Source organism: Tabrizicola aquatica (assembly GCF_002900975.1).
Taxonomy (GTDB): Bacteria; Pseudomonadota; Alphaproteobacteria; order Rhodobacterales; family Rhodobacteraceae; genus Tabrizicola; species Tabrizicola aquatica.
Genome location: NZ_PJON01000005.1, coordinates 132,520 through 149,723 on the forward strand (window position 1 = coordinate 132,520; position 17,204 = coordinate 149,723).

Annotated in this window: 19 protein-coding genes; 9 read left to right on the top strand and 10 right to left on the bottom strand. The window is 66.6% G+C overall.

Annotated features, from left to right (window positions below; genetic code table 11):
* The first annotated feature begins 2 nt into the window (after positions 1-2).
* From CXR42_RS16910 to CXR42_RS16920, 3 genes are all read left to right on the top strand, one after another.
* Positions 3-782 carry a succinate dehydrogenase iron-sulfur subunit gene (locus tag CXR42_RS16910; RefSeq protein ID WP_103258770.1) on the top strand — a complete coding sequence of 260 codons (780 nt, stop codon included), beginning with the start codon at positions 3-5 and terminating at the stop codon, positions 780-782.
* Positions 775-1,065 (top strand): hypothetical protein, encoded by a 291-nt coding sequence (locus CXR42_RS16915; protein ID WP_180996095.1) that lies wholly within the window; start codon positions 775-777, stop codon positions 1,063-1,065. Before CXR42_RS16910 ends, CXR42_RS16915 begins: the two co-directional genes overlap by 8 nt.
* Before the next feature lie 174 nt (positions 1,066-1,239).
* Entirely contained in the window at positions 1,240-2,106 is an 867-nt protein-coding gene (locus tag CXR42_RS16920; RefSeq protein WP_103258772.1) for an urea carboxylase-associated family protein, read from the top strand.
* Here the strand turns inward: CXR42_RS16920 and CXR42_RS16925 are convergent.
* Both CXR42_RS16925 and CXR42_RS16930 read right to left on the bottom strand, forming a co-directional pair.
* Positions 2,097-3,080: an aldo/keto reductase gene (locus CXR42_RS16925; protein ID WP_103258773.1), complete on the bottom strand. Its 984-nt coding sequence runs from the start codon at positions 3,078-3,080 to the stop codon at positions 2,097-2,099. The genes CXR42_RS16920 and CXR42_RS16925 overlap by 10 nt on opposite strands.
* Before the next feature lie 49 nt (positions 3,081-3,129).
* The gene (locus CXR42_RS16930; protein WP_103258774.1) at positions 3,130-4,449 is read right to left on the bottom strand and encodes a serine hydroxymethyltransferase; all 1,320 of its coding nucleotides are present in this window, start codon (positions 4,447-4,449) and stop codon (positions 3,130-3,132) included.
* A gap of 87 nt (positions 4,450-4,536) precedes the next feature.
* On the opposite strand from CXR42_RS16930, the gene CXR42_RS16935 reads away from it, so the two are divergent.
* Positions 4,537-5,409: a LysR family transcriptional regulator gene (locus CXR42_RS16935; RefSeq protein ID WP_103258775.1), complete on the top strand. Its 873-nt coding sequence runs from the start codon at positions 4,537-4,539 to the stop codon at positions 5,407-5,409.
* Here CXR42_RS16935 and CXR42_RS16940 read toward each other — a convergent pair.
* From CXR42_RS16940 to CXR42_RS16965, 6 genes are all read right to left on the bottom strand, one after another.
* On the bottom strand, positions 5,391-6,326 hold the full coding sequence (locus CXR42_RS16940; RefSeq protein ID WP_103258776.1) for an NADP-dependent oxidoreductase: 936 nt from the start codon (positions 6,324-6,326) through the stop codon (positions 5,391-5,393). The genes CXR42_RS16935 and CXR42_RS16940 overlap by 19 nt on opposite strands.
* A 78-nt stretch (positions 6,327-6,404) precedes the next feature.
* On the bottom strand, positions 6,405-7,109 hold the full coding sequence (gene deoD, locus CXR42_RS16945) for a purine-nucleoside phosphorylase (protein ID WP_103258777.1): 705 nt from the start codon (positions 7,107-7,109) through the stop codon (positions 6,405-6,407).
* Positions 7,110-7,175: 66 nt separating this feature from the next.
* Complete coding sequence (locus CXR42_RS16950) at positions 7,176-7,532, bottom strand: DUF6455 family protein (protein ID WP_103258778.1); 357 nt, start codon at positions 7,530-7,532, stop codon at positions 7,176-7,178.
* A 79-nt stretch (positions 7,533-7,611) separates the two neighbouring features.
* Complete coding sequence (locus CXR42_RS16955) at positions 7,612-8,049, bottom strand: hypothetical protein (RefSeq protein ID WP_103258779.1); 438 nt, start codon at positions 8,047-8,049, stop codon at positions 7,612-7,614.
* A complete protein-coding gene (locus CXR42_RS16960; protein ID WP_103258780.1) occupies positions 8,046-8,441 on the bottom strand; it encodes a hypothetical protein in 396 nt (131 codons plus the stop codon). Before CXR42_RS16960 ends, CXR42_RS16955 begins: the two co-directional genes overlap by 4 nt.
* 71 nt (positions 8,442-8,512) lie before the next feature.
* Positions 8,513-10,528, bottom strand: coding sequence for a methylmalonyl-CoA mutase family protein (locus CXR42_RS16965; protein WP_281256780.1), 2,016 nt, complete (start codon positions 10,526-10,528; stop codon positions 8,513-8,515).
* A gap of 119 nt (positions 10,529-10,647) precedes the next feature.
* Here CXR42_RS16965 and CXR42_RS16970 point away from each other — a divergent pair, with 119 nt between their 5' ends.
* The 5 genes from CXR42_RS16970 (at position 10,648) to CXR42_RS16990 (ending at position 15,625) form a co-directional block, all read left to right on the top strand.
* Positions 10,648-12,006 carry a 1-acyl-sn-glycerol-3-phosphate acyltransferase gene (locus tag CXR42_RS16970; RefSeq protein WP_103258782.1) on the top strand — a complete coding sequence of 453 codons (1,359 nt, stop codon included), beginning with the start codon at positions 10,648-10,650 and terminating at the stop codon, positions 12,004-12,006.
* A 106-nt stretch (positions 12,007-12,112) separates the two neighbouring features.
* A complete protein-coding gene (ccrA, locus tag CXR42_RS16975) occupies positions 12,113-13,405 on the top strand; it encodes a crotonyl-CoA carboxylase/reductase (protein WP_103258783.1) in 1,293 nt (430 codons plus the stop codon).
* A 141-nt stretch (positions 13,406-13,546) separates the two neighbouring features.
* Positions 13,547-13,726 (top strand): hypothetical protein, encoded by a 180-nt coding sequence (locus CXR42_RS16980; RefSeq protein WP_103258784.1) that lies wholly within the window; start codon positions 13,547-13,549, stop codon positions 13,724-13,726.
* A gap of 37 nt (positions 13,727-13,763) precedes the next feature.
* The gene (locus CXR42_RS16985; RefSeq protein WP_180996096.1) at positions 13,764-15,302 is read left to right on the top strand and encodes an ATP-dependent DNA helicase; all 1,539 of its coding nucleotides are present in this window, start codon (positions 13,764-13,766) and stop codon (positions 15,300-15,302) included.
* Between the two features lie 86 nt (positions 15,303-15,388).
* On the top strand, positions 15,389-15,625 hold the full coding sequence (locus tag CXR42_RS16990; RefSeq protein ID WP_103258785.1) for an Lrp/AsnC ligand binding domain-containing protein: 237 nt from the start codon (positions 15,389-15,391) through the stop codon (positions 15,623-15,625).
* A gap of 72 nt (positions 15,626-15,697) precedes the next feature.
* Here CXR42_RS16990 and CXR42_RS16995 read toward each other — a convergent pair whose 3' ends face one another.
* Both CXR42_RS16995 and CXR42_RS17000 read right to left on the bottom strand, forming a co-directional pair.
* Positions 15,698-16,759: a quinone-dependent dihydroorotate dehydrogenase gene (locus CXR42_RS16995; protein ID WP_103258786.1), complete on the bottom strand. Its 1,062-nt coding sequence runs from the start codon at positions 16,757-16,759 to the stop codon at positions 15,698-15,700.
* Positions 16,756-17,094, bottom strand: a complete 339-nt coding sequence (locus tag CXR42_RS17000) for a DUF952 domain-containing protein (protein ID WP_103258787.1) — start codon at positions 17,092-17,094, stop codon at positions 16,756-16,758. Before CXR42_RS17000 ends, CXR42_RS16995 begins: the two co-directional genes overlap by 4 nt.
* Positions 17,095-17,204: the final 110 nt, after the last annotated feature.

Consider the following 17,204-nt stretch of genomic DNA (forward strand, 5'->3'; position numbering starts at 1 on the left):
CCATGGTCCAGCTCACCCTGCCCAAGAACTCGAAGATCCGTACCGGCAAGACCTGGCCGAAGCCGGAGGGCGCCAAGAACGTGCGCAAGTTCCAGATCTATCGCTGGAGCCCGGATGACGGGGAAAACCCGCGCGTCGACACCTATTTCGTCGACATGGACAGCTGCGGCCCGATGGTCCTGGACGCGCTGATCAAGATCAAGAACGAGATCGACCCGACGCTGACCTTCCGCCGTTCGTGCCGGGAAGGCATCTGCGGCTCCTGCGCGATGAATATCGACGGGATCAACACGCTGGCCTGCATCTACGGGCTGGACGAGGTGAAGGGCGATGTCCGCATCTATCCCTTGCCGCATATGGAAGTGATCAAGGACCTGATCCCGGACCTGACGCATTTCTATGCCCAGCACGCCAGCATCATGCCTTGGCTGGAGACCAAGACCAACCGCCCGGCCAAGGAATGGCGGCAGTCGATCGACGACCGCAAGAAGCTGGACGGGCTTTACGAATGCGTGATGTGCGCGTCGTGTTCGACCTCTTGCCCGTCGTACTGGTGGAACTCGGACCGCTACCTGGGGCCGGCGGCGCTGTTGCATGCCTATCGCTGGATCATCGACAGCCGGGACGAGGCGACGGGCGAGCGGCTGGACCAGCTTGAGGATCCGTTCAAGCTGTACCGCTGCCACACGATCATGAACTGCGCCAAGACCTGCCCGAAAGGGCTGAACCCGGCCAAGGCGATTGCCGAGATCAAGAAGATGATGGTCGAGCGGGTTGTCTGAGCCGACCCCGCTTCCAGATTATCGCAGCGGTGCCGAGTTTGCCGTGTTGATGCGCCGGCTTGAGATGCAACTGCATGCCAAGAACCGGATCTGGCTTGGCGAGGATCTGTATGCCTGGCAGGTGGCCAGGCTGCTTGGGGCGATTGGCGAGGATTTTGCCGAAGCCCTCGCCGATGCGAAGGTGCATCGGGACTTCGGAAATGGCTATGAAGCGGGCCAGTTGGACGACATGGCGCAGGTCGATGTGCTTCTGGCACGGCTGAGGGCGCGGCTGGTTCGCTAAGGGCGAGCCGCCTGGGCCGGTCGTTCCCAGCGGCTGTCGGCGTGGGCCGTCGGTATCCACCGGGGCGGCTCGTCGAGCACTTCGTGCACTCCTCGCGGGGTCGTTCTCCGAGGAGTGCACGAAGTGCTCGACGAGGGATTGCGGTGACGGCGGTTTCAAGCAAGCCTGCGGAGCATGAAACCGGCCCATCCCGAACACCCCGCCCCCGTCGATGCCGCCACCCGCAAGGCGGTGCCCCCCGTGATCTGCTATCCGGTCGAGGGGCTGCCGCGCCCCGACCTGGCCGCCTATCGCGCCGCCCGCGAGGGGTGGAGCCTGGAGGCCGAGGTGCTGGTGCCCCCGCGCGAGGCGCGCACGTTCGAGGTTCCGGCCGGCTGGTTCTTCCGCATCCGTTCCGTCGAGGGGCCGCAGGTCGGCGACCTGAACCTGTTTGCGGCCGGCAACCTGGGCGAGCGGTTCTTTTCCGGCAAGACCCGGGCCTTGCATGGCACGCATCTGTCGACGGGTGACCGGATGTGGTCCTGCCTGCCCTACCTGCGGCCGATGGCGACGATCACGGACGACACGCTGGACTGGTACGGTTTCGATGCCTTTGGCGGTTCTGTCCACGACGTGATCGGCACGCGCTGCGATCCCTATACCCATGCGCTCTTGTCAGGGGGCGACCAGTATCACCATTGCTGCCATTCCAACCTGACCCGCGCCGTCGCTGCGCAGTCCGGCCTGCCGCTGCACGCGGCCGAGTTGCACGTGCATGACGTGCTGAACGTCTTCATGTGCACGGGGTTCACCCGCGACACCGGGCAGTATTTCATGAAGGCCAGCCCGGTCCGGCCCGGGGATTACCTGGAGTTCATGGCCGAGATCGACCTCTTGGGCGCGCTTTCAGCCTGTCCGGGCGGGGATTGTTCGGCCGAACATTCCTCAGACGTCTCGGCCTGCCATCCGCTGCTGGTTCAGGTGTTCCGGCCCAAAGCGCCGCCCTTCGGCTGGCGTCCGGCCGGGACGAACGCCTATGACCGGAGCCACGGTCAGGAATAGCGTTCAACCGTCGCGGCCTGGTGGTCGTCGTAGCGGTCGCCCCAGGCCCAGCCGGGCGGTAGCAGGCGGTCGATCTCGGCGCGGTCGTCGTCCGTCAGGTCGATCTCGGGCGCGGTGATCCAGGCGCGCAGGTGGTCGGCCGTGCGGGTGCCGGGGATCGGGATCAGGTGCGCCGCGCGGTCAAGAACCCAGGCGAGTGCGAGGGCCGCGGGGGTGAGGCCGCGCCCTTGGGCAAAGGCGTGGAACGCGGCCAGCCGGGCGCGGTTCGTGGGCCAGTTCTCGGGATAAAAGCGCGGGATGCGGGTGCGGAACTCGCCCGGGGCGAAGGTTGCGGGATCGGCCATCGGCGTGCCGAACGCCCCGCGCGCCAGGGGCGAGAAGGGGACGAAGGCCACGCCCAGGCGGGCGCAAAGCTGGATCAGGCCCAGTTCGGGCTGGCGGGTCCAGAGTGAATATTCGCTTTGTACCGCCATGACCGGGTGGACGGCGTGGCAGCGTTCCACGGTGTAGGGACCGACCTCGGACAGGCCATAGCCCAGGATTTTGCCCTCTTCGTGCAGGCGTTGCATGGTGCCGGCCAGATCCTCGGCCGGAATTTGCGGATCGTGGCGGTGGGCGTAGAAGAGGGTGACATGGTCCACCCCCAGCCGCCGCAGCGAGCCTTCCAACTCGGCCCGCATATGCTCGGGCCGGTTGTCGATGCGGCGGGCGGGATCATCGGTGAAGGCGGCCTTGGTGGCGATGTGCGGGCGGTGGCCACGGGTGCGAAGCCAGGTGCCGATCACGGTTTCGCTGACGCCCTTGCCGTAGCCGTTGGCGGTGTCGAGGAAGGTGATCCCGGCGTCCCAGGCGGCGTCCAGCGCGCGAAGGCTTTCCGCTTCGGTCGTCGGGCCGAAGATCCCGCCGAAGGACAGGCAGCCGAACCCGAGGGCCGAGACTTGGGGGCCGTTCCGACCGAGTTGCCGCTGTTTCATCGCCGTCTCCTGCCGTTTGGCGGCAGAAGACGGGACGGCGCGGGGATGGTCAAGCGGTCACATAGTGCAGACCCTGGAAGCGGGCGCGCAGCGCCTTGGTCCGGGGGGCGACGGTTTCGGGGGCGTTGGAGCGGAGGCCCTCGGCGATCAGGGCGGCCAGTGCGGGGGCGTCGGCGGGGGTGACGCCGCGGCGGACAAGCTCGGGCGTGCCGATGCGCAGGCCATTCATGTCGCCTTGGACCTCGGGTATGGGCAGGCCGATGCCGCAGGCCAGGAAGCCGGCCTTGCGCAGGGTCTTGGAGGCGGCCTGGCCCCCGCCGAACGCGGCGGCCTCGATGGCGAACTGGTGCGAGGTGGTGGCGCCACGCTCGGCGGCAAAGACGGGAAGGCCGAGTTTGCCAAGTTCCCCGGCAAGGGCGCGGGCGAGGTCGATCATGGCTTTGGCATAAGCCGCCCCATGGTCGCGCCAGTCGAGGAGGGTGTAGGCCAAGGCGGCGGATTTCGCGGCGTCGAAGTTGGCGGTCAGGCCGGGGAAGGCGATGGCGTCCAGCCGTTCGGCGATGGCGGCGTCGTTGGTAACGATCAGCCCGCCAGCGGGGCCACCCAGGGATTTGTAGGTCGACATCGTCATCAGATGCGCGCCCTCGGTCAGCGGGTTGGCCCAGGTGCCGCCCGCAATGATGCCGCATTGGTGAGCGGCGTCGAAGAGGACCTTTGCCCCGACCTGATCGGCAATCTTGCGGACCTCGGCCACCGGATGCGGGAAAAGGTTCAGACTGCCGCCGACGGTGATGATCTTCGGTCGGACGGCGTGAGCAAGGTCGTGAAGGGCCGCCAGATCAAGGGTATAGCCGTCGGCGTCGATGGGGGCGGCGTGGGTGGTCAGGCCGTAAAGCCCCGCGCAACCGGCGCTGTGGTGGGTGACGTGGCCGCCGATGGTGCCGGGCGGCGCGATGATGCTGTCGCCGGGGTTCGCCAGCGCCATGAAGCTGTAAAGGTTGGCCAAAGCACCCGAGCCGACGCGGATTTCGGCGTATTTCGCGTGGAACACCTCGGCGGCGAGTTCGGCGGCGATGACCTCGATCTCTTCGATGGCCTCCAGCCCCATCTCGTACTTGTCGCCGGGATAGCCAAGCGAAGGGCGAGACCCGATGCCCGAGGCCAGAGTCGCCTCGGCCCTTGGGTTCATCACGTTGGTCGCGGGGTTGAGGTTGAAGCAGTCCTGGTCGTGGATTTCGCGGTTCTTGGCGATGAGGGCGTCAAGGCGGGCGGCGACCTGGGCGGAGGGCTGCCCGGCGTCGGTGGCGAGGCGCTGGATGTAGGTCTCGCAGGCGGCGGGAACCCAGGGGCGGGGGGCGAGGTGAGGCATGGGGGACTCCTTTTGCCTGACGATATTTGGCGGCAGACTTGCGGACAAATCAGTTCTGCGAAAAGCTAGGGTCAGGAAAACTTAGCCATGCCTGTCGCCCCACCGCCCCTGACCCGGTTGCCGCTGAACGCGCTGCGTGCCTTCGAGGCGGCGGCGCGGACGGGGGCGTTCACGCTGGCTGCGGCGGAGTTGGGGGTAACTCCGGGCGCGGTGACGGCGCATGTGAAGGCGCTGGAGGAACGGCTGGGCGCGGCCTTGTTCGAGCGGCAGGCGCGGGGGGTGCGGCTGACGGCGCTGGGGCTGGCGGCGGTGGAGGAGTTGACGGGGGCCTTCGATGCGCTGGCGGGCGCCGAGGCTCGCTTAAGGGCGCTGGCCCTGCCGCGCGAGGTGCATATCGCCACGCTGCCGGCGATTGCGCAGTTGTGGCTGTCGCCGCGCCTGCCCGCGCTGCGGGCGGCGGCCCCGGAGATTTCGGTGTCGATCACCGCGCTGGAGGCCCCGCCGAACCTGAAGCGCAGCCTGCATGACCTGAGCCTGTTCCCGGCCGAAAGCGGTGGGCGGCTGGTGGCAGAGGATGAGATTTTTCCCGTGTGTTCCCCGGCCCTTGCGGCGCGATTGGAGCGGGTAGAGGACCTGGGGTCGGTGCCTTGCCTGTCGGACACGGCCTGGGATCGGGACTGGGAGGTCTGGCTGGCCGCCGTCGGGGCCAAGGTGGCAGTGCGGGGGCCGGCATTTTCGCTTTACGCGCTGGCGGTGGAAGAGGCGGTGAACGGGGCAGGCGTGCTGATGGGCCACGGGCCGCTGGTCGCGGGGCATCTGGCGCGGGGGGTGCTGGTGGCACCGTTTGCCCAGCGGGTGCCGATCGGGCAGGGCCTGCGGCTGTGGTCGGCGCGGCCGATGCCCAAGGGGTCAGCGGCCGCGCGGGTGGCGGAATTCCTGGCCTATGGCTGGCCGACGTAGATCACGATCTTGCCGGTGGCGCGGCCGGTCTCGCTGGCCTCTTGCGCTTTTGCCGCCGCATCCAACCCGTATTCCGCGCCGATCAATGGGCGGACCTGGCCGGCGTCTACCATCGCGGCCAGTTCCGTCAGGATCGCGGCGTTGGGGTCGATGAAGACGAAACCGGCGCGCTTCCCCTCGGCCTTGGCGCGGTCCTCGGACGGGCGGTCGGTGATGGACACCAGCATTCCGCCGGGTTTCAGGACCGACCAGGACTTTTCCTGCACCTCGCCGCCGACCGTGTCGAACACCACGTCCATGTCGCGGGCGACGGTGGAGAAGTCCTGGGCGCGGTAGTCGATCACCTCATCCGCCCCAAGGGACTTCACAAGGCCGGCCTTGCTGGCTGAGGCGGTGGCAGAGACATGGGCGCCTTTGGCCTTGGCCAACTGGATGGCGATTGATCCGACGCCCCCGGCGCCGGCGTGGATCAGGACGCGCTGGCCTGCGGTCAGGTTTGCCGTGGTGAAGAGCGACTCCCACGCGGTGATGGAGACGAGGGGAAGGCTGGCGGCCTCGACATGGCTGATCGTGGCGGGTTTGAAGGCGATCTCGCTTTCGCGAACGGCGATGTATTCGGCATAGGCGCCATTGCGGCGGATGTCGGGGCGGGAATAGACCGCGTCGCCGGGTTTGAACCTGGTCACGGCGGGGCCGGTCTTTTCGACCACGCCCGAGACATCCCAGCCCATGATCAGCGGCATGTCGTAGGGGATGAAGGACCGGAGATAGCCCTTGCGGATCTTCCAGTCGACCGGGTTGACCGAGGTGGCGACGACGCGGATCAGCACGTCGTCGTCGTTCAGGGCGGGCAGGGGCGCGTCCTCGATGCGGATTTCAGTGGCGTCGCCATAGGCGTGGATGCGGGCGGCTTTCATCTTTGGTCCAATCGGTTCTGGTCACGGGGGACCTAAGCCCGCCCGCGTAGGGACGCCAGCCGCGTCACGGAAGGGTGATCAGGTGAAGGCGGCCTGAAGTGCGATCTCGATCATCGCGCCGAAGCTGCGTTCGCGCTGGTCCGAGGGCAGCGCCTCGCCCGTGGTGATGTGGTCCGAGACGGTCAGGACCGCCAGCGCCCGCGCGCCGTGGCGGGCGGCGACCATGTAAAGCTCGGCCGCTTCCATCTCGACCCCAAGGCAGCCATGGCGGAGGAGTTGTTCCGAGAGGTCCGGGCGTTCGTCATAGAAGGTGTCTGACGAATAGATGCCGCCGACGTGGACCGGGGTGCCTTTGGCGGTGGCAGCGGCATGGGCCTTGGACAGCAGGCCGAAGTCGGCGCAGGGGGCGAAGTTCAACTCCTTGAAGATCGACCGCGAGGGCGAGCCGAGGGTAGAGCAGGTCTGCGCCAGGATCACGTCGCGCACCTTGACATGGGTCGGCAGGGCGCCGGCCGACCCGACGCGGATCAGGGTCCGGGCGCCATAGTCGCGGATCAGCTCGTTGGCATAGATCGAGAGCGACGGCATCCCCATGCCCGAGCCCTGGATGGTGACGCGATGGCCGTTCCAGGTGCCGGTATAGCCCAGCATCCCGCGCACCTCGGTCACCAGGACGGCGTCCTGCAGGAAGGTCTGCGCGGCCCAGCGGGCGCGGTAGGGGTCGCCGGGCATCAGCACGGTTTCGGCGAGCTCGCCCGGTTTGGCGCCAATGTGGACGGTCATGGTCTCTCTCTCCCCCTGTGCGTCGGCGCCATTAAGGCTGGCGGGCGGGGCGAGGGCAAGGGGCCGTCAGTGCGGGTGAAGCGCCAGATCGGCAAAGCTGCGGCGGTTGCCGCAGAAGCCGCAGTCGGCCGGCTGCGGGTGGTCGCTGTCCAGAACCGTCGAGCAGGCCTTGCGGTCGGCGCACTGGCCGCAGGTGGTCAGAAGGTCGATCCACTGGGCATGGTCGCGCTTCAGGTCGGCCTCGGGAACCCCGAAGATTGCGCCCATGGCGGTGACCCGCTCGGTGATGTCGGCGGGCATGTGCAGGAACTGCATGACCTGATCGCGGCTGAGACCCAGGTCCGACAGGTCGCGGTCGGACAGGGCGTTGACCTCTTTCACCTCGCTCAGGCGGTGAAGCAGCGTACGGATGCGGTTGAACATGGACGGACCCCTTGGCCGGTGGATTGGCCAAGGAATAGCGCAGGTCTGCCCCGGGGGGATTGACCTGCGTCAAACCGGGTCAGTCGACCATGACCAACGACCGGGTGCCAAGGTCCCAGGTCGCGCGGAAGATCCCGGCACTGGGCTTGTTGATCAACTCACCGGCGATCGTGACCTGCAGAAGTTGCCGGTCGTCGTCGGGGACCAGTTCCCAATCGAGAACGATCATGCCGTGCCGGTCGACGCCGACGAACAGGGTCAACTCGCAGCCGATGCCTTCGCCGCAATAAAGGTTCGGCGCGGTCGAGCAGGACAGCTTGCTGCCGTCCAGCATATAGGCCGGCTCCTCGGGCCCGAAGAAATACACCGGGACAATCGCGTCGTCGCCGACTGCCAGGGTGCCGCCCTGCGCCTGGCAGATCTGGGCATTATAGTCGATCAGCGGCTGGACCACAGCGGGGTCCTGGGCCGCGGCGGGGTTGGCAAGAAGCGCCAACAGCAGGGCGTGGCGGGTCATTGCAATCTCCATTCGATGCCGTTCCACAGGAAGCGGTCGGTTTCGCCCACCCAGTTCGGAGCGGTGAGGTAGGTCGTGCCGTCCACCGTCTGGGTGTCCCAGGCGCGAACCAGCAGCAAGCCGCGGGTGCCGTCGATGACAGTGTCAACGTAGCAGCCGGCAGCCTGGCAATAGGTGTCAGAGCTGACGGAGCACTGGAATTCGCCACTGTCGACCACCCAGTCCAGCGTGCCGTCGCCGTTCAGGTCGCGCCGGGTTACCGCCCTGGGCTCGGCGGTGAAGGTGCCACGGCACATCCGCTGCGCCTCGGCGACGATTTCTGCCACCTCGGGCGGCCAGTCCTGCGCAAGGGCCGGGGTGGAAAGAAGGCTGAGGCAGAGAGCAGTGCGCATGGGTGGCCTGTTCCAAGACGGATCAGCCCCCTGTTAGGCGGCGGCAGACAGGTCGGAAAGGCGGGAAAACCCTATTCGGCGGCCACCGGGGTGGGATCGGCCAAGGCCACCAGGTCCAGCATGATGCGGTTCAGCTGGAAATCCTTTGGCGTGTAGACCTGCGCGACACCCATCGCCCTGAGTTGCTTTGCGTCCTCGTCGGGGATGATGCCGCCGACAACCAGGGGCTGGGTCAGATTGGCGTCGCGCATCAGGTCCAGCGTCTCGCGGATCAGGGGGATGTGGCTGCCGGAGAGGATCGACAGGCCGATGACATCCGGCTGTTTCTCGGCCGCAGCAGAAACGATTTCCTGCGGGGTCAGGCGGATGCCGTCGTAGGTGATCTCCATCCCGCAGTCGCGGGCGCGGGCGGCGATCTGCTCGGCGCCATTGGAATGGCCGTCAAGGCCGGGCTTGCCAAGGAGGAGGCGCAGGGGGCGGCCAAGTTTGGTGGCGACGGCGGCCACGGCGTCGCGGACCGGCTCCAGCCCTTCGGTGCGGTTCGAGGGGTTCTGGCTGACGCCGGTGGGGGCGCGGTATTCGCCATACAGCGCGCGCATGGCGTTGCCCCATTCGCCGGTGGTGACCCCGGCCTTGGCGCAAAGGATGGAAGCCGGCATGATGTTCTCGCCGGTCTGGGCGGCCTGCCGCAATGCGGCGAGGGCTTCTTGCACCTTGGCGGGGTCGCGTTGCTTGCGCCATTCGGCGAGGCGGGCGCATTGGTCTGCCTCGGCCTTGGGGTCGGCCTGCATGATCGCGCCTTCGCCGGTGGCGAGGGGGGAGGGTTCGGTGGTGGTGAACTTGTTCACGCCGACGACGGTGGTCACGCCGGTTTCGATCCTGGCCAGGCGTTCGGCATTGGCCTCGACCAGGCGGCCCTTCATGTAGGCGATGGCGGCGACCGCCCCGCCCATGGCGTCGATGTGGGCGAGTTCTTCCAGCGCGCCCTTCTTCAGTTCGTCGACCTTGCGGTCGATGGCAGGGTTGCCGTCGAAGAGGTCGTCGTATTCCAGAAGGTCGGTCTCGTAGGCCAGGATCTGCTGCATCCGCAGCGACCATTGCTGGTCGAAGGGGCGGGGCAGGCCCAACGCCTCATTCCAGGCGGGAAGCTGGACGGCACGGGCGCGGGCGTTCTTGGACAGGGTGACCGCAAGCATCTCGATCAGGATGCGGTAGACGTTGTTTTCGGGCTGCTGCTCGGTCAGGCCAAGCGAGTTGACCTGGACCCCATAGCGGAAGCGGCGGAACTTGGGGTCGGTGATGCCGTAGCGGGTTTCGAGAAGTTCATCCCAAAGGGCGGTGAAGGCGCGCATCTTGCAAAGCTCGGTCACGAAGCGGATGCCGGCATTGACAAAAAACGACATTCTGCCCGCCATTGCGGGGAAATCTGCGGGTGAAACTTTCACTTTCAGATCATCCAGCACCGCGCAGGCGGTGGCCAGTGCAAAGGCCAGTTCCTGTTCTGGCGTGGCCCCAGCCTCTTGCAGGTGGTAGCTGCAGACGTTCATCGGGTTCCATTTGGGCAGGTGTTTCCCGGTATAGGCGGCGACGTCGGTGATCAGGCGAAGCGAGGGCTGCGGCGGCAGGATGTAGGTTCCCCGCGACAGGTATTCCTTGATGATGTCGTTCTGGACGGTGCCCTGCAGGGCCGACACGTCGGCGCCCTGTTCCTCGGCCACGGCGATGTAGAGCGCCAGAAGCCAGGGGGCCGTGGCGTTGATCGTCATCGAGGTGTTCATCTGTTCCAGCGGAATGTCCTGGAACAGCGCCCGCATGTCGCCGAGGTGGGCAACGGGGACGCCGACCTTGCCGACCTCACCCCGGCTGCGGGGATCGTCGCTGTCATAGCCGGTCTGGGTGGGCAGGTCGAAGGCGACGGAAAGCCCGGTCTGACCCTTGGCAAGGTTGGTGCGATAAAGCGCGTTCGAGGCCGCGGCGGTGGAATGACCGGCATAGGTGCGGAAGAGCCAGGGTTTCTCGGACATCGGGACCTCACGAGTCGGGCGGGTAATTTTATTGCGTTGATGATGGCATATGGGAAAGATCATGCCAATGTCAATCGCTGCGCTGCGGCAACCCTGCCGAGGGCCTGCCTCCGGACCCCCGGGATATTTTTGCAAAGATGAAAGGCGTTGCCGGGGATGAGGTTTGGGATAGGGTTTCGCCCATGTTCGGCACAGTCGCGGTTCCGGTGTGGTTGCTTGTCCTGATCCTTGGCTTTGCCGCGATCAGCTTTGCCACGCATTTCCTGTTCCCCTCGGTGCGCTGGTTCTTTCGGCGGCGGGCGGAACGCGCGCTGTCGCGGTTGAACGCGCGGCTGGATCGGAAGCTGGACCTGTTCAAGCTGGCCGAACGGTCGGACATGGTGGCGCGGCTGGCCTATGACCAAAGGGTGGTCGAGGCGGCGATGGTTCATGCGGCCGAAACCGGGGTGCCAGGCGAGGTGGCCTTCGAGGAGGCGCGGCGCTATGCGCGCGAGATCGTGCCGGGGTTTTCCGCCACGGTCTATTTCGGCTTCGGCACACGGGCGGCCAAGTGGCTGTCGCGGCTGCTGTTCCGGGTGCGGGTCGGCAAGGTGGACCAGGCGCTACGCACGATCGACCCCAAGGCGACGGTGGTGTTCGTGATGAACCACCGCAGCAACATGGATTACGTGCTGGTGACCTGGTTGGTCGCGGACCGCTCGGCGGTAAGCTATGCAGTCGGGGAATGGGCGCGGGTCTGGCCGCTGTCGGCGCTGATCCGGTCGATGGGGGCCTATTTCATTCGGCGCGGCAGTCGCAATGCGCTCTATCGCAAGGTGCTGGCGCGCTATGTGCAGATGGCAAGCGAGGAGGGGACGACGCAGGCGATGTTCCCCGAGGGCGGGCTAAGTCTGGATGGGCGGGTGGGGCCGGCCAAGCTGGGGCTAATCAGCTATATCGTCGAGGGCTGGACGCCGCACGCGCGGGACGTGGTCTTTGTGCCGGTTGGCCTGGCCTATGACCGGGTGCTGGAGGACCGGGTGCTGGTCGAGGCGGCGCAGGCCGGGACGCGGCGGTTCCGCAACCGGCCGGGGCGGGTGGCCTGGTACGGGCTGCGCTTCCTTTGGGCGCGGTTCCTTGGCCAGACCCGGGGCTTTGGGACGGCGGCGGCAGGATTCGGGGCGCCGGTCAGTCTGCGTGAGCATCTGGGGGACGGCGGCTCGGTCGAGGCGCTTGGGGAACGCCTGATGGCGTCGATTGCGGCGGTGGTGCCGGTGCTGCCGGTGCCGCTGGTGGCCCGTGCCTTGGGCGAGGGCGCGGCCAGCCGCGAGGACCTGGCCGCCCGGGTCCAGGCGATGGTCGCGGCGTTGCGTGCGGCGGGCGCGGTGCTGAAACTGCCGCCGGTGGGAGGGGCCTCGGTCCTGGACGAGGGGTTGGAGCCGTTGATCCGCCGGGGCTTGGTGTCCGCGGATCTGCAGCCGGTGCCCAAGGAACGGGCGCTTCTGGAGTTCTACGCCGCCTCGGTGCCGGACCTTGGCATTGCTGCGCCGCCGCAGACATAAAATTACAAGAAGCGCCAATCAGACTATTGCAAAGTTGCGCGCAAGAATATTATCTGCCCCTAACGGCGCGGCGATTCTGCAGCGCGGCATCTGGTTGGAGGCTAAGTTGGCTTTGGATACGCAAAACGCTTCTGTGATCTACGACGCGCCCAAGAAGGACCTGTACGAGTTGGGCGAGATGCCCCCCTTGGGCCATGTGCCAAAGCAGATGTACGCCTGGGCGATCCGGCGCGAGCGTCATGGTGCCCCGGACCAGTCGTTCCAGATCGAGGTGGTGGACACCTGGCGGATCGACAGCCACGAAGTGCTGGTCATGGTGATGGCGGCGGGTGTCAACTATAACGGCGTCTGGGCGGGCCTGGGCCAGCCGATCAGCCCGTTCGACGGCCACAAGGCGGCCTATCACATCGCGGGGTCCGACGCGGCCGGGATCGTCTGGGCGGTGGGCGACAAGGTCAAGCGCTGGAAGGTCGGGGATGAGGTGGTGATCCACTGCAACCAGGACGACGGCGACGACGAAGAGTGCAACGGCGGCGATCCGATGTTCTCGCCCACCCAGCGGATCTGGGGCTATGAGACGCCGGATGGAAGCTTTGCCCAGTTCACCCGGGTGCAGGCGCAGCAACTGATGCCGCGGCCAAAGCACCTGAGCTGGGAGGAATCGGCCTGCTACACGCTGACGCTGGCGACCGCCTACCGGATGCTGTTCGGGCATGAACCGCATGACCTGAAACCCGGGCAGAACGTGCTGGTCTGGGGCGCGAGCGGAGGGCTTGGGTCCTATGCGATCCAGCTGATCAACACGGCCGGGGCCAATGCGATCGGGGTGATCAGCGACGAGACGAAGCGCGATTTCGTCATGGGACTGGGCGCCAAGGGCGTGATCAACCGAAACGACTTCAAATGCTGGGGGCAACTGCCCACGGTGAACAGCTCCGAATACAACGACTGGCTGAAAGAGGCGCGGCGCTTTGGCAAGGCGATCTGGGACATCACCGGAAAGGGCGTGAACGTCGACATGGTGTTCGAGCATCCGGGCGAGGCGACTTTCCCGGTCTCAAGCCTGGTGTGCAAGAAGGGTGGTATGGTGGTGATCTGTGCGGGAACCACCGGCTTCAACTGCACCTTCGACGTGCGCTACATGTGGATGCATCAAAAGCGCCTGCAGGGCAGCCACTTCGCCCATCTGAAGCAGGCCGCCAGCGCCAACAAGCTGATGGTCGAGCGTCGGCTGGACCCCTGCATGTCCGAGGTCTTTCCCTGGGCCGATATCCCGAAGGCGCATACGCTGATGTGGAAGAACCAGCACAAGCCCGGCAACATGGCCGTGCTGGTGCAGGCGCCCCGGACCGGGTTGCGGACGTTTGAGGACACGCTTGAGGCGAGTCGCGCTCAGTAATCCACAACCGTTAATCTTCGATTTACCCTGCGCGGCGATTCTGCTGTCGCGGGGGGCAGAGTTCCCCGGCCGTCGTGGCAAGCGCCTCGGCGGCCGGGTTCGCTTTGGCCCCGCCGCAGACTGGATCGACCCGAGGGGTTCATGCGCCACGACTGGATTTTCGATGTGCTGTCGGATCTGCATGCTTATGCCGACCGCAATGCTTTGGCAGAGCTGGCACACAAACTGGAGGAGGCGCTGGCCGTGGCCCGCTGGGAGTTGGGCGAGGAGGCCGAGGCAGGCCCGCCGCCGCCGTTCCGGTCCGCGCGGCGTGCGCATTAGCCTTACACCCGACAGGCGAAGCGGCTAGGGTGCGGCCATGCAGATGCCCGCGCTGACCTTCTCTGACGACCAGGCCGAAGCCTTTGACCGGCTGGCCGCCGCCTTCCTTGGCGCGGGGATCGACCTGGCGGAAGGTGAGCTGTCGCCGATGGCCGAGGGGCGGACCTCGGTCCTGGCGGTGGTGGGCAAGGCGGGGTCGGGCAAGACCATGCTGCTGGCCGAGCTGTATCGGGGCCTGAAGGCGGCAGGGGTCGAGGTGATCTCCGGCGATTATGAGGGCAAGAAGCGCAAGGATCGTCGGACGCTGGCGATCCTGGCGCCGACGAACAAGGCCGCCAGCGTGTTGCGGCTGCGCGGGGTGCCGGCGACGACGATCCACCGCATCCTTTATACCCCGGTCTATGACCCGGAATACGAGAAGATTGCCGAGTGGCTGGCCGGGACCGGCCCGCGCCCGGTCATCGACAGCCTGGCCATTGCCGGGCTGACCGAGTTGGCGCTGGACCGCGCGCATGCGTTCTATCAGCAGGTGGCGTCGATCCCGGGTGCGCTTGCGGCAGCGGGGCTGAAAGGGTCGGATTTCATCAAGGGCTGGAAGCGGCGGGACGAGCCCCTGGATGTGGGCTTTGTCGATGAAGCCTCGATGCTGGACGAACGCCAGTTCGACGACCTGCGCGAGATCTTTCCGACACTGGTCCTGTTCGGCGATCCGGCGCAGTTAGCCCCGGTCGGTCAGTCGGGCGCGATGGTGTTCGAAAAGCTGGGCGAGGGCCGCAAGCTGATCCTGTCCCGCATCCACCGGCAGACGCAGGACAACCCGATCCTGGACCTTGCCCATGCGCTGGGCGACGACCGGCTGGGGTTCGAGGATTTCGAGGCGCTGGTGCAGGAAAAGGCCCGCGCCGACGACCGCGTGGTCTGGGCCGAGCGGGTGGAGGCGGCGCTGATGGCGCGTTCGCCCGTGCTGGTCTGGCGCAACGCGACGCGGGTGCGGCTGATCCAGGCGTTCCGCAACGCCTATGGCGCGCCCGAGGACCAGCTTCTGCCGGGCGAGCCGTTGATCTGCGATGGAATCGAGTTGCCCTTGAAGCATCGCAAGAAGCGCATCGACCTTGAGGCGCGGGGTCTGATCAAGGGCGCCCAGGTGATCTATCTGGGCGAGGGCAACCGCACCGGCTTTGCGCGGCTGCATGTCGTGGGGGCGGAGGAGCCGCAGCTTTCCGCCGCCTCGATCATCAAGATCGAGAAGCCGGATGAGGAAGAGCCCTTCATTCCCCATGCCGCCAGCATGGGTGCGGCCTTTCTGCATGGCGCGGCGGTGACGATCCACAAGGCGCAGGGCAGCCAGTGGGACGAGGTGCAGGTCTTTGCGCCGGACCTTTATGCCGCCGCCCAGTCCGGGCGCAGCGAGGCCGGGGTGCCCCTGTGGAAGCGGCTGGCCTATGTGGCGATTACTCGGGCGCAGACGCGGCTCTATTGGGTGGTCCGCAACCGGCTGGCGCGGCCGACCGCCCCCCTGGGGATCGACGACCTGCGGCGCGAGCCTGCGCCCCTGGCGCTGGACCGGGCGGAGTAGCACAATTTTTCTGCGAAAAATTGGGGACGGCTGTTCAGCTTGCGGCGCTTCTCGCCTATCCTGGTACCGAAAGAGGGAGCGTTCGCATGGCTTTGGTTTTCGTCCAGTTCCGCTGCATGCCCGGCCGCACTTATGAGGTGGCCGATGCGATCTGGGACCGCGAGGTGGTCAGCGAGATGTATTCCACCAGCGGCGACTATGACCTGATGGCCAAGGTCTATATCCCCGAGGATCAGGACGTGGGGCATTACCTGTCCTCGCGGCTGTTCGACATTCCCGGCATCCAGCGGACGCTGACCACAATGACGTTCAAGGCGTTCTGAGCCGGGCCGAGCGCCGGGGGTTTCACACCCCCGGACCCCCGTGGGATATTTTCGCCAGTATGAAACGGCGGGTCAGAGCCAGTGGCCGCGGCCGGTGCCGACGGCTTGGGCGACGTTGGCAAAGCCGTCGCGGGCGAGCAGCACGTCAAGGCCCGTGGCCACGCGCGGGATCAGCGAGAGGCCTTCATAAACCATCGCCGTATAAAGCTGCACGGCCGAGGCCCCGGCGCAGATTTTCCGGTAGGCCTGTTCCGGGGTGGAGATGCCTCCGACGCCGATTAGGGGCAGTCTGCCCTCGGTCAGTTGTGAAAGCTCCGCCAGCACGCGCGTGGACTTTTCGAACAATGGCGCGCCTGAAAGGCCGCCCTGTTGGTCACGATTTGCAGATTTCAAACCTTCTCGCGACAAGGTGGTATTGGTGGCGATGATGCCGGCAAGGCCGGAGGTCAGCGCAACCTCGGCAATCTGGGCAAGGTCGTCGGGCGTCAGATCGGGCGCGATCTTCAGGAATACCGGGATCGGGTTGGGCAGGGCAGCGCGCGCCTCCATCACGCCGGCCAAGAGCGCGGCCAGTGCGGCGGGGCCTTGCAGGTCGCGCAGTTTCTCGGTGTTCGGGGAACTGACGTTCACGGTGGCAAAGTCGACATGCGGACCGCAGAGGGCCAGCACCTTGGCGAAGTCGGCGGCGCGGTTGTCGCTGGTCTTGTTCGCGCCAAGGTTCAGGCCGACCGGAACCTGCGTGCGGCTGCGCTGGGACAACCGCTGGCCGATGACTGCGGCCCCTTCGTTGTTGAAGCCGAAGCGGTTGATCGCGGCGCGGTCCTCGGTCAGGCGAAAGAGGCGCGGCTTGTCATTGCCCGGTTGCGGCAGGGGCGTGGCGGCGCCAACCTCGATGAAGCCGAAGCCCGCGCGGGACAGGGCGGCGATGGCGGTGCCGTTCTTGTCATAGCCGGCAGCAAGGCCCACCGGGTTCAACAAGTCCATTCCTGCCAGCGTGGTTGCCAGCCGGGGCGAGGTGACCGGACCGGGCAGCGGTGCAAGTCCCGTGTTCAGCGCCACCAGCGACAGGCCATGCGCGCGCTCCGGGTCCAGCCGGTGCAAGAGCGCGAGGCCCGTGCGTTCCACCAGGCTCATAGCAGGCCCTCGGGGAAGATGTGGCCGGTTGCGCCAAGCGGCAGGGACTTGTCCCAGACCACCTCGTCCAGCCGCAGGGGGCGGTAGAGATGCGGGAACAGCTGGCCGCCGCGCGAGGGTTCCCATTTCAGGGCCGGGCCAAGGCGGTCGGGGTCGAAGGCGACCAGCACCAGATCGCTTTCGGTGGCGAACCATTTCGCCGCCGTCTCGGCCACCTGGGCCGGGGTGGAGAAATGGATGAACCCGTCTGCCAGATCGACCGGCGCGCCCAGGGTTTCGCCCGCGGCGCGAAAGGCGTCCCATTCCGGGCGGCGGAAAATCTTCAGGATCAGCATGGCGCGCTTTTGCCCGGCATCGGCGGCGCGGTCAATGCGGATGCGCTGTCACCGGCCTTTCGCATTTGTCGCCCATGGAACAAAAATCGGCCTTTGACTCGGCCAATCCG

Excerpts from the sequence above, each read along its gene's own strand:
- CXR42_RS16910 (WP_103258770.1), top strand. The coding sequence starts at position 3 with ATGGTCCAGCTCACCCTGCCCAAGAACTCGAAGATCCGTACCGGCAAG.
- CXR42_RS16920 (WP_103258772.1), top strand. The coding sequence starts at position 1,240 with ATGAAACCGGCCCATCCCGAACACCCCGCCCCCGTCGATGCCGCCACC.
- CXR42_RS16925 (WP_103258773.1), bottom strand. The coding sequence starts at position 3,080 with ATGAAACAGCGGCAACTCGGTCGGAACGGCCCCCAAGTCTCGGCCCTC.
- CXR42_RS16930 (WP_103258774.1), bottom strand. The coding sequence starts at position 4,449 with ATGCCTCACCTCGCCCCCCGCCCCTGGGTTCCCGCCGCCTGCGAGACC.
- CXR42_RS16935 (WP_103258775.1), top strand. The coding sequence starts at position 4,537 with ATGCCTGTCGCCCCACCGCCCCTGACCCGGTTGCCGCTGAACGCGCTG.
- CXR42_RS16940 (WP_103258776.1), bottom strand. The coding sequence starts at position 6,326 with ATGAAAGCCGCCCGCATCCACGCCTATGGCGACGCCACTGAAATCCGC.
- deoD (WP_103258777.1), bottom strand. The coding sequence starts at position 7,109 with ATGACCGTCCACATTGGCGCCAAACCGGGCGAGCTCGCCGAAACCGTG.
- CXR42_RS16950 (WP_103258778.1), bottom strand. The coding sequence starts at position 7,532 with ATGTTCAACCGCATCCGTACGCTGCTTCACCGCCTGAGCGAGGTGAAA.
- CXR42_RS16955 (WP_103258779.1), bottom strand. The coding sequence starts at position 8,049 with ATGACCCGCCACGCCCTGCTGTTGGCGCTTCTTGCCAACCCCGCCGCG.
- CXR42_RS16960 (WP_103258780.1), bottom strand. The coding sequence starts at position 8,441 with ATGCGCACTGCTCTCTGCCTCAGCCTTCTTTCCACCCCGGCCCTTGCG.
- CXR42_RS16965 (WP_281256780.1), bottom strand. The coding sequence starts at position 10,528 with ATGATCTTTCCCATATGCCATCATCAACGCAATAAAATTACCCGCCCG.
- CXR42_RS16970 (WP_103258782.1), top strand. The coding sequence starts at position 10,648 with ATGTTCGGCACAGTCGCGGTTCCGGTGTGGTTGCTTGTCCTGATCCTT.
- CXR42_RS16980 (WP_103258784.1), top strand. The coding sequence starts at position 13,547 with ATGCGCCACGACTGGATTTTCGATGTGCTGTCGGATCTGCATGCTTAT.
- CXR42_RS16985 (WP_180996096.1), top strand. The coding sequence starts at position 13,764 with ATGCAGATGCCCGCGCTGACCTTCTCTGACGACCAGGCCGAAGCCTTT.
- CXR42_RS16990 (WP_103258785.1), top strand. The coding sequence starts at position 15,389 with ATGGCTTTGGTTTTCGTCCAGTTCCGCTGCATGCCCGGCCGCACTTAT.
- CXR42_RS16995 (WP_103258786.1), bottom strand. The coding sequence starts at position 16,759 with ATGAGCCTGGTGGAACGCACGGGCCTCGCGCTCTTGCACCGGCTGGAC.
- CXR42_RS17000 (WP_103258787.1), bottom strand. The coding sequence starts at position 17,094 with ATGCTGATCCTGAAGATTTTCCGCCGCCCGGAATGGGACGCCTTTCGC.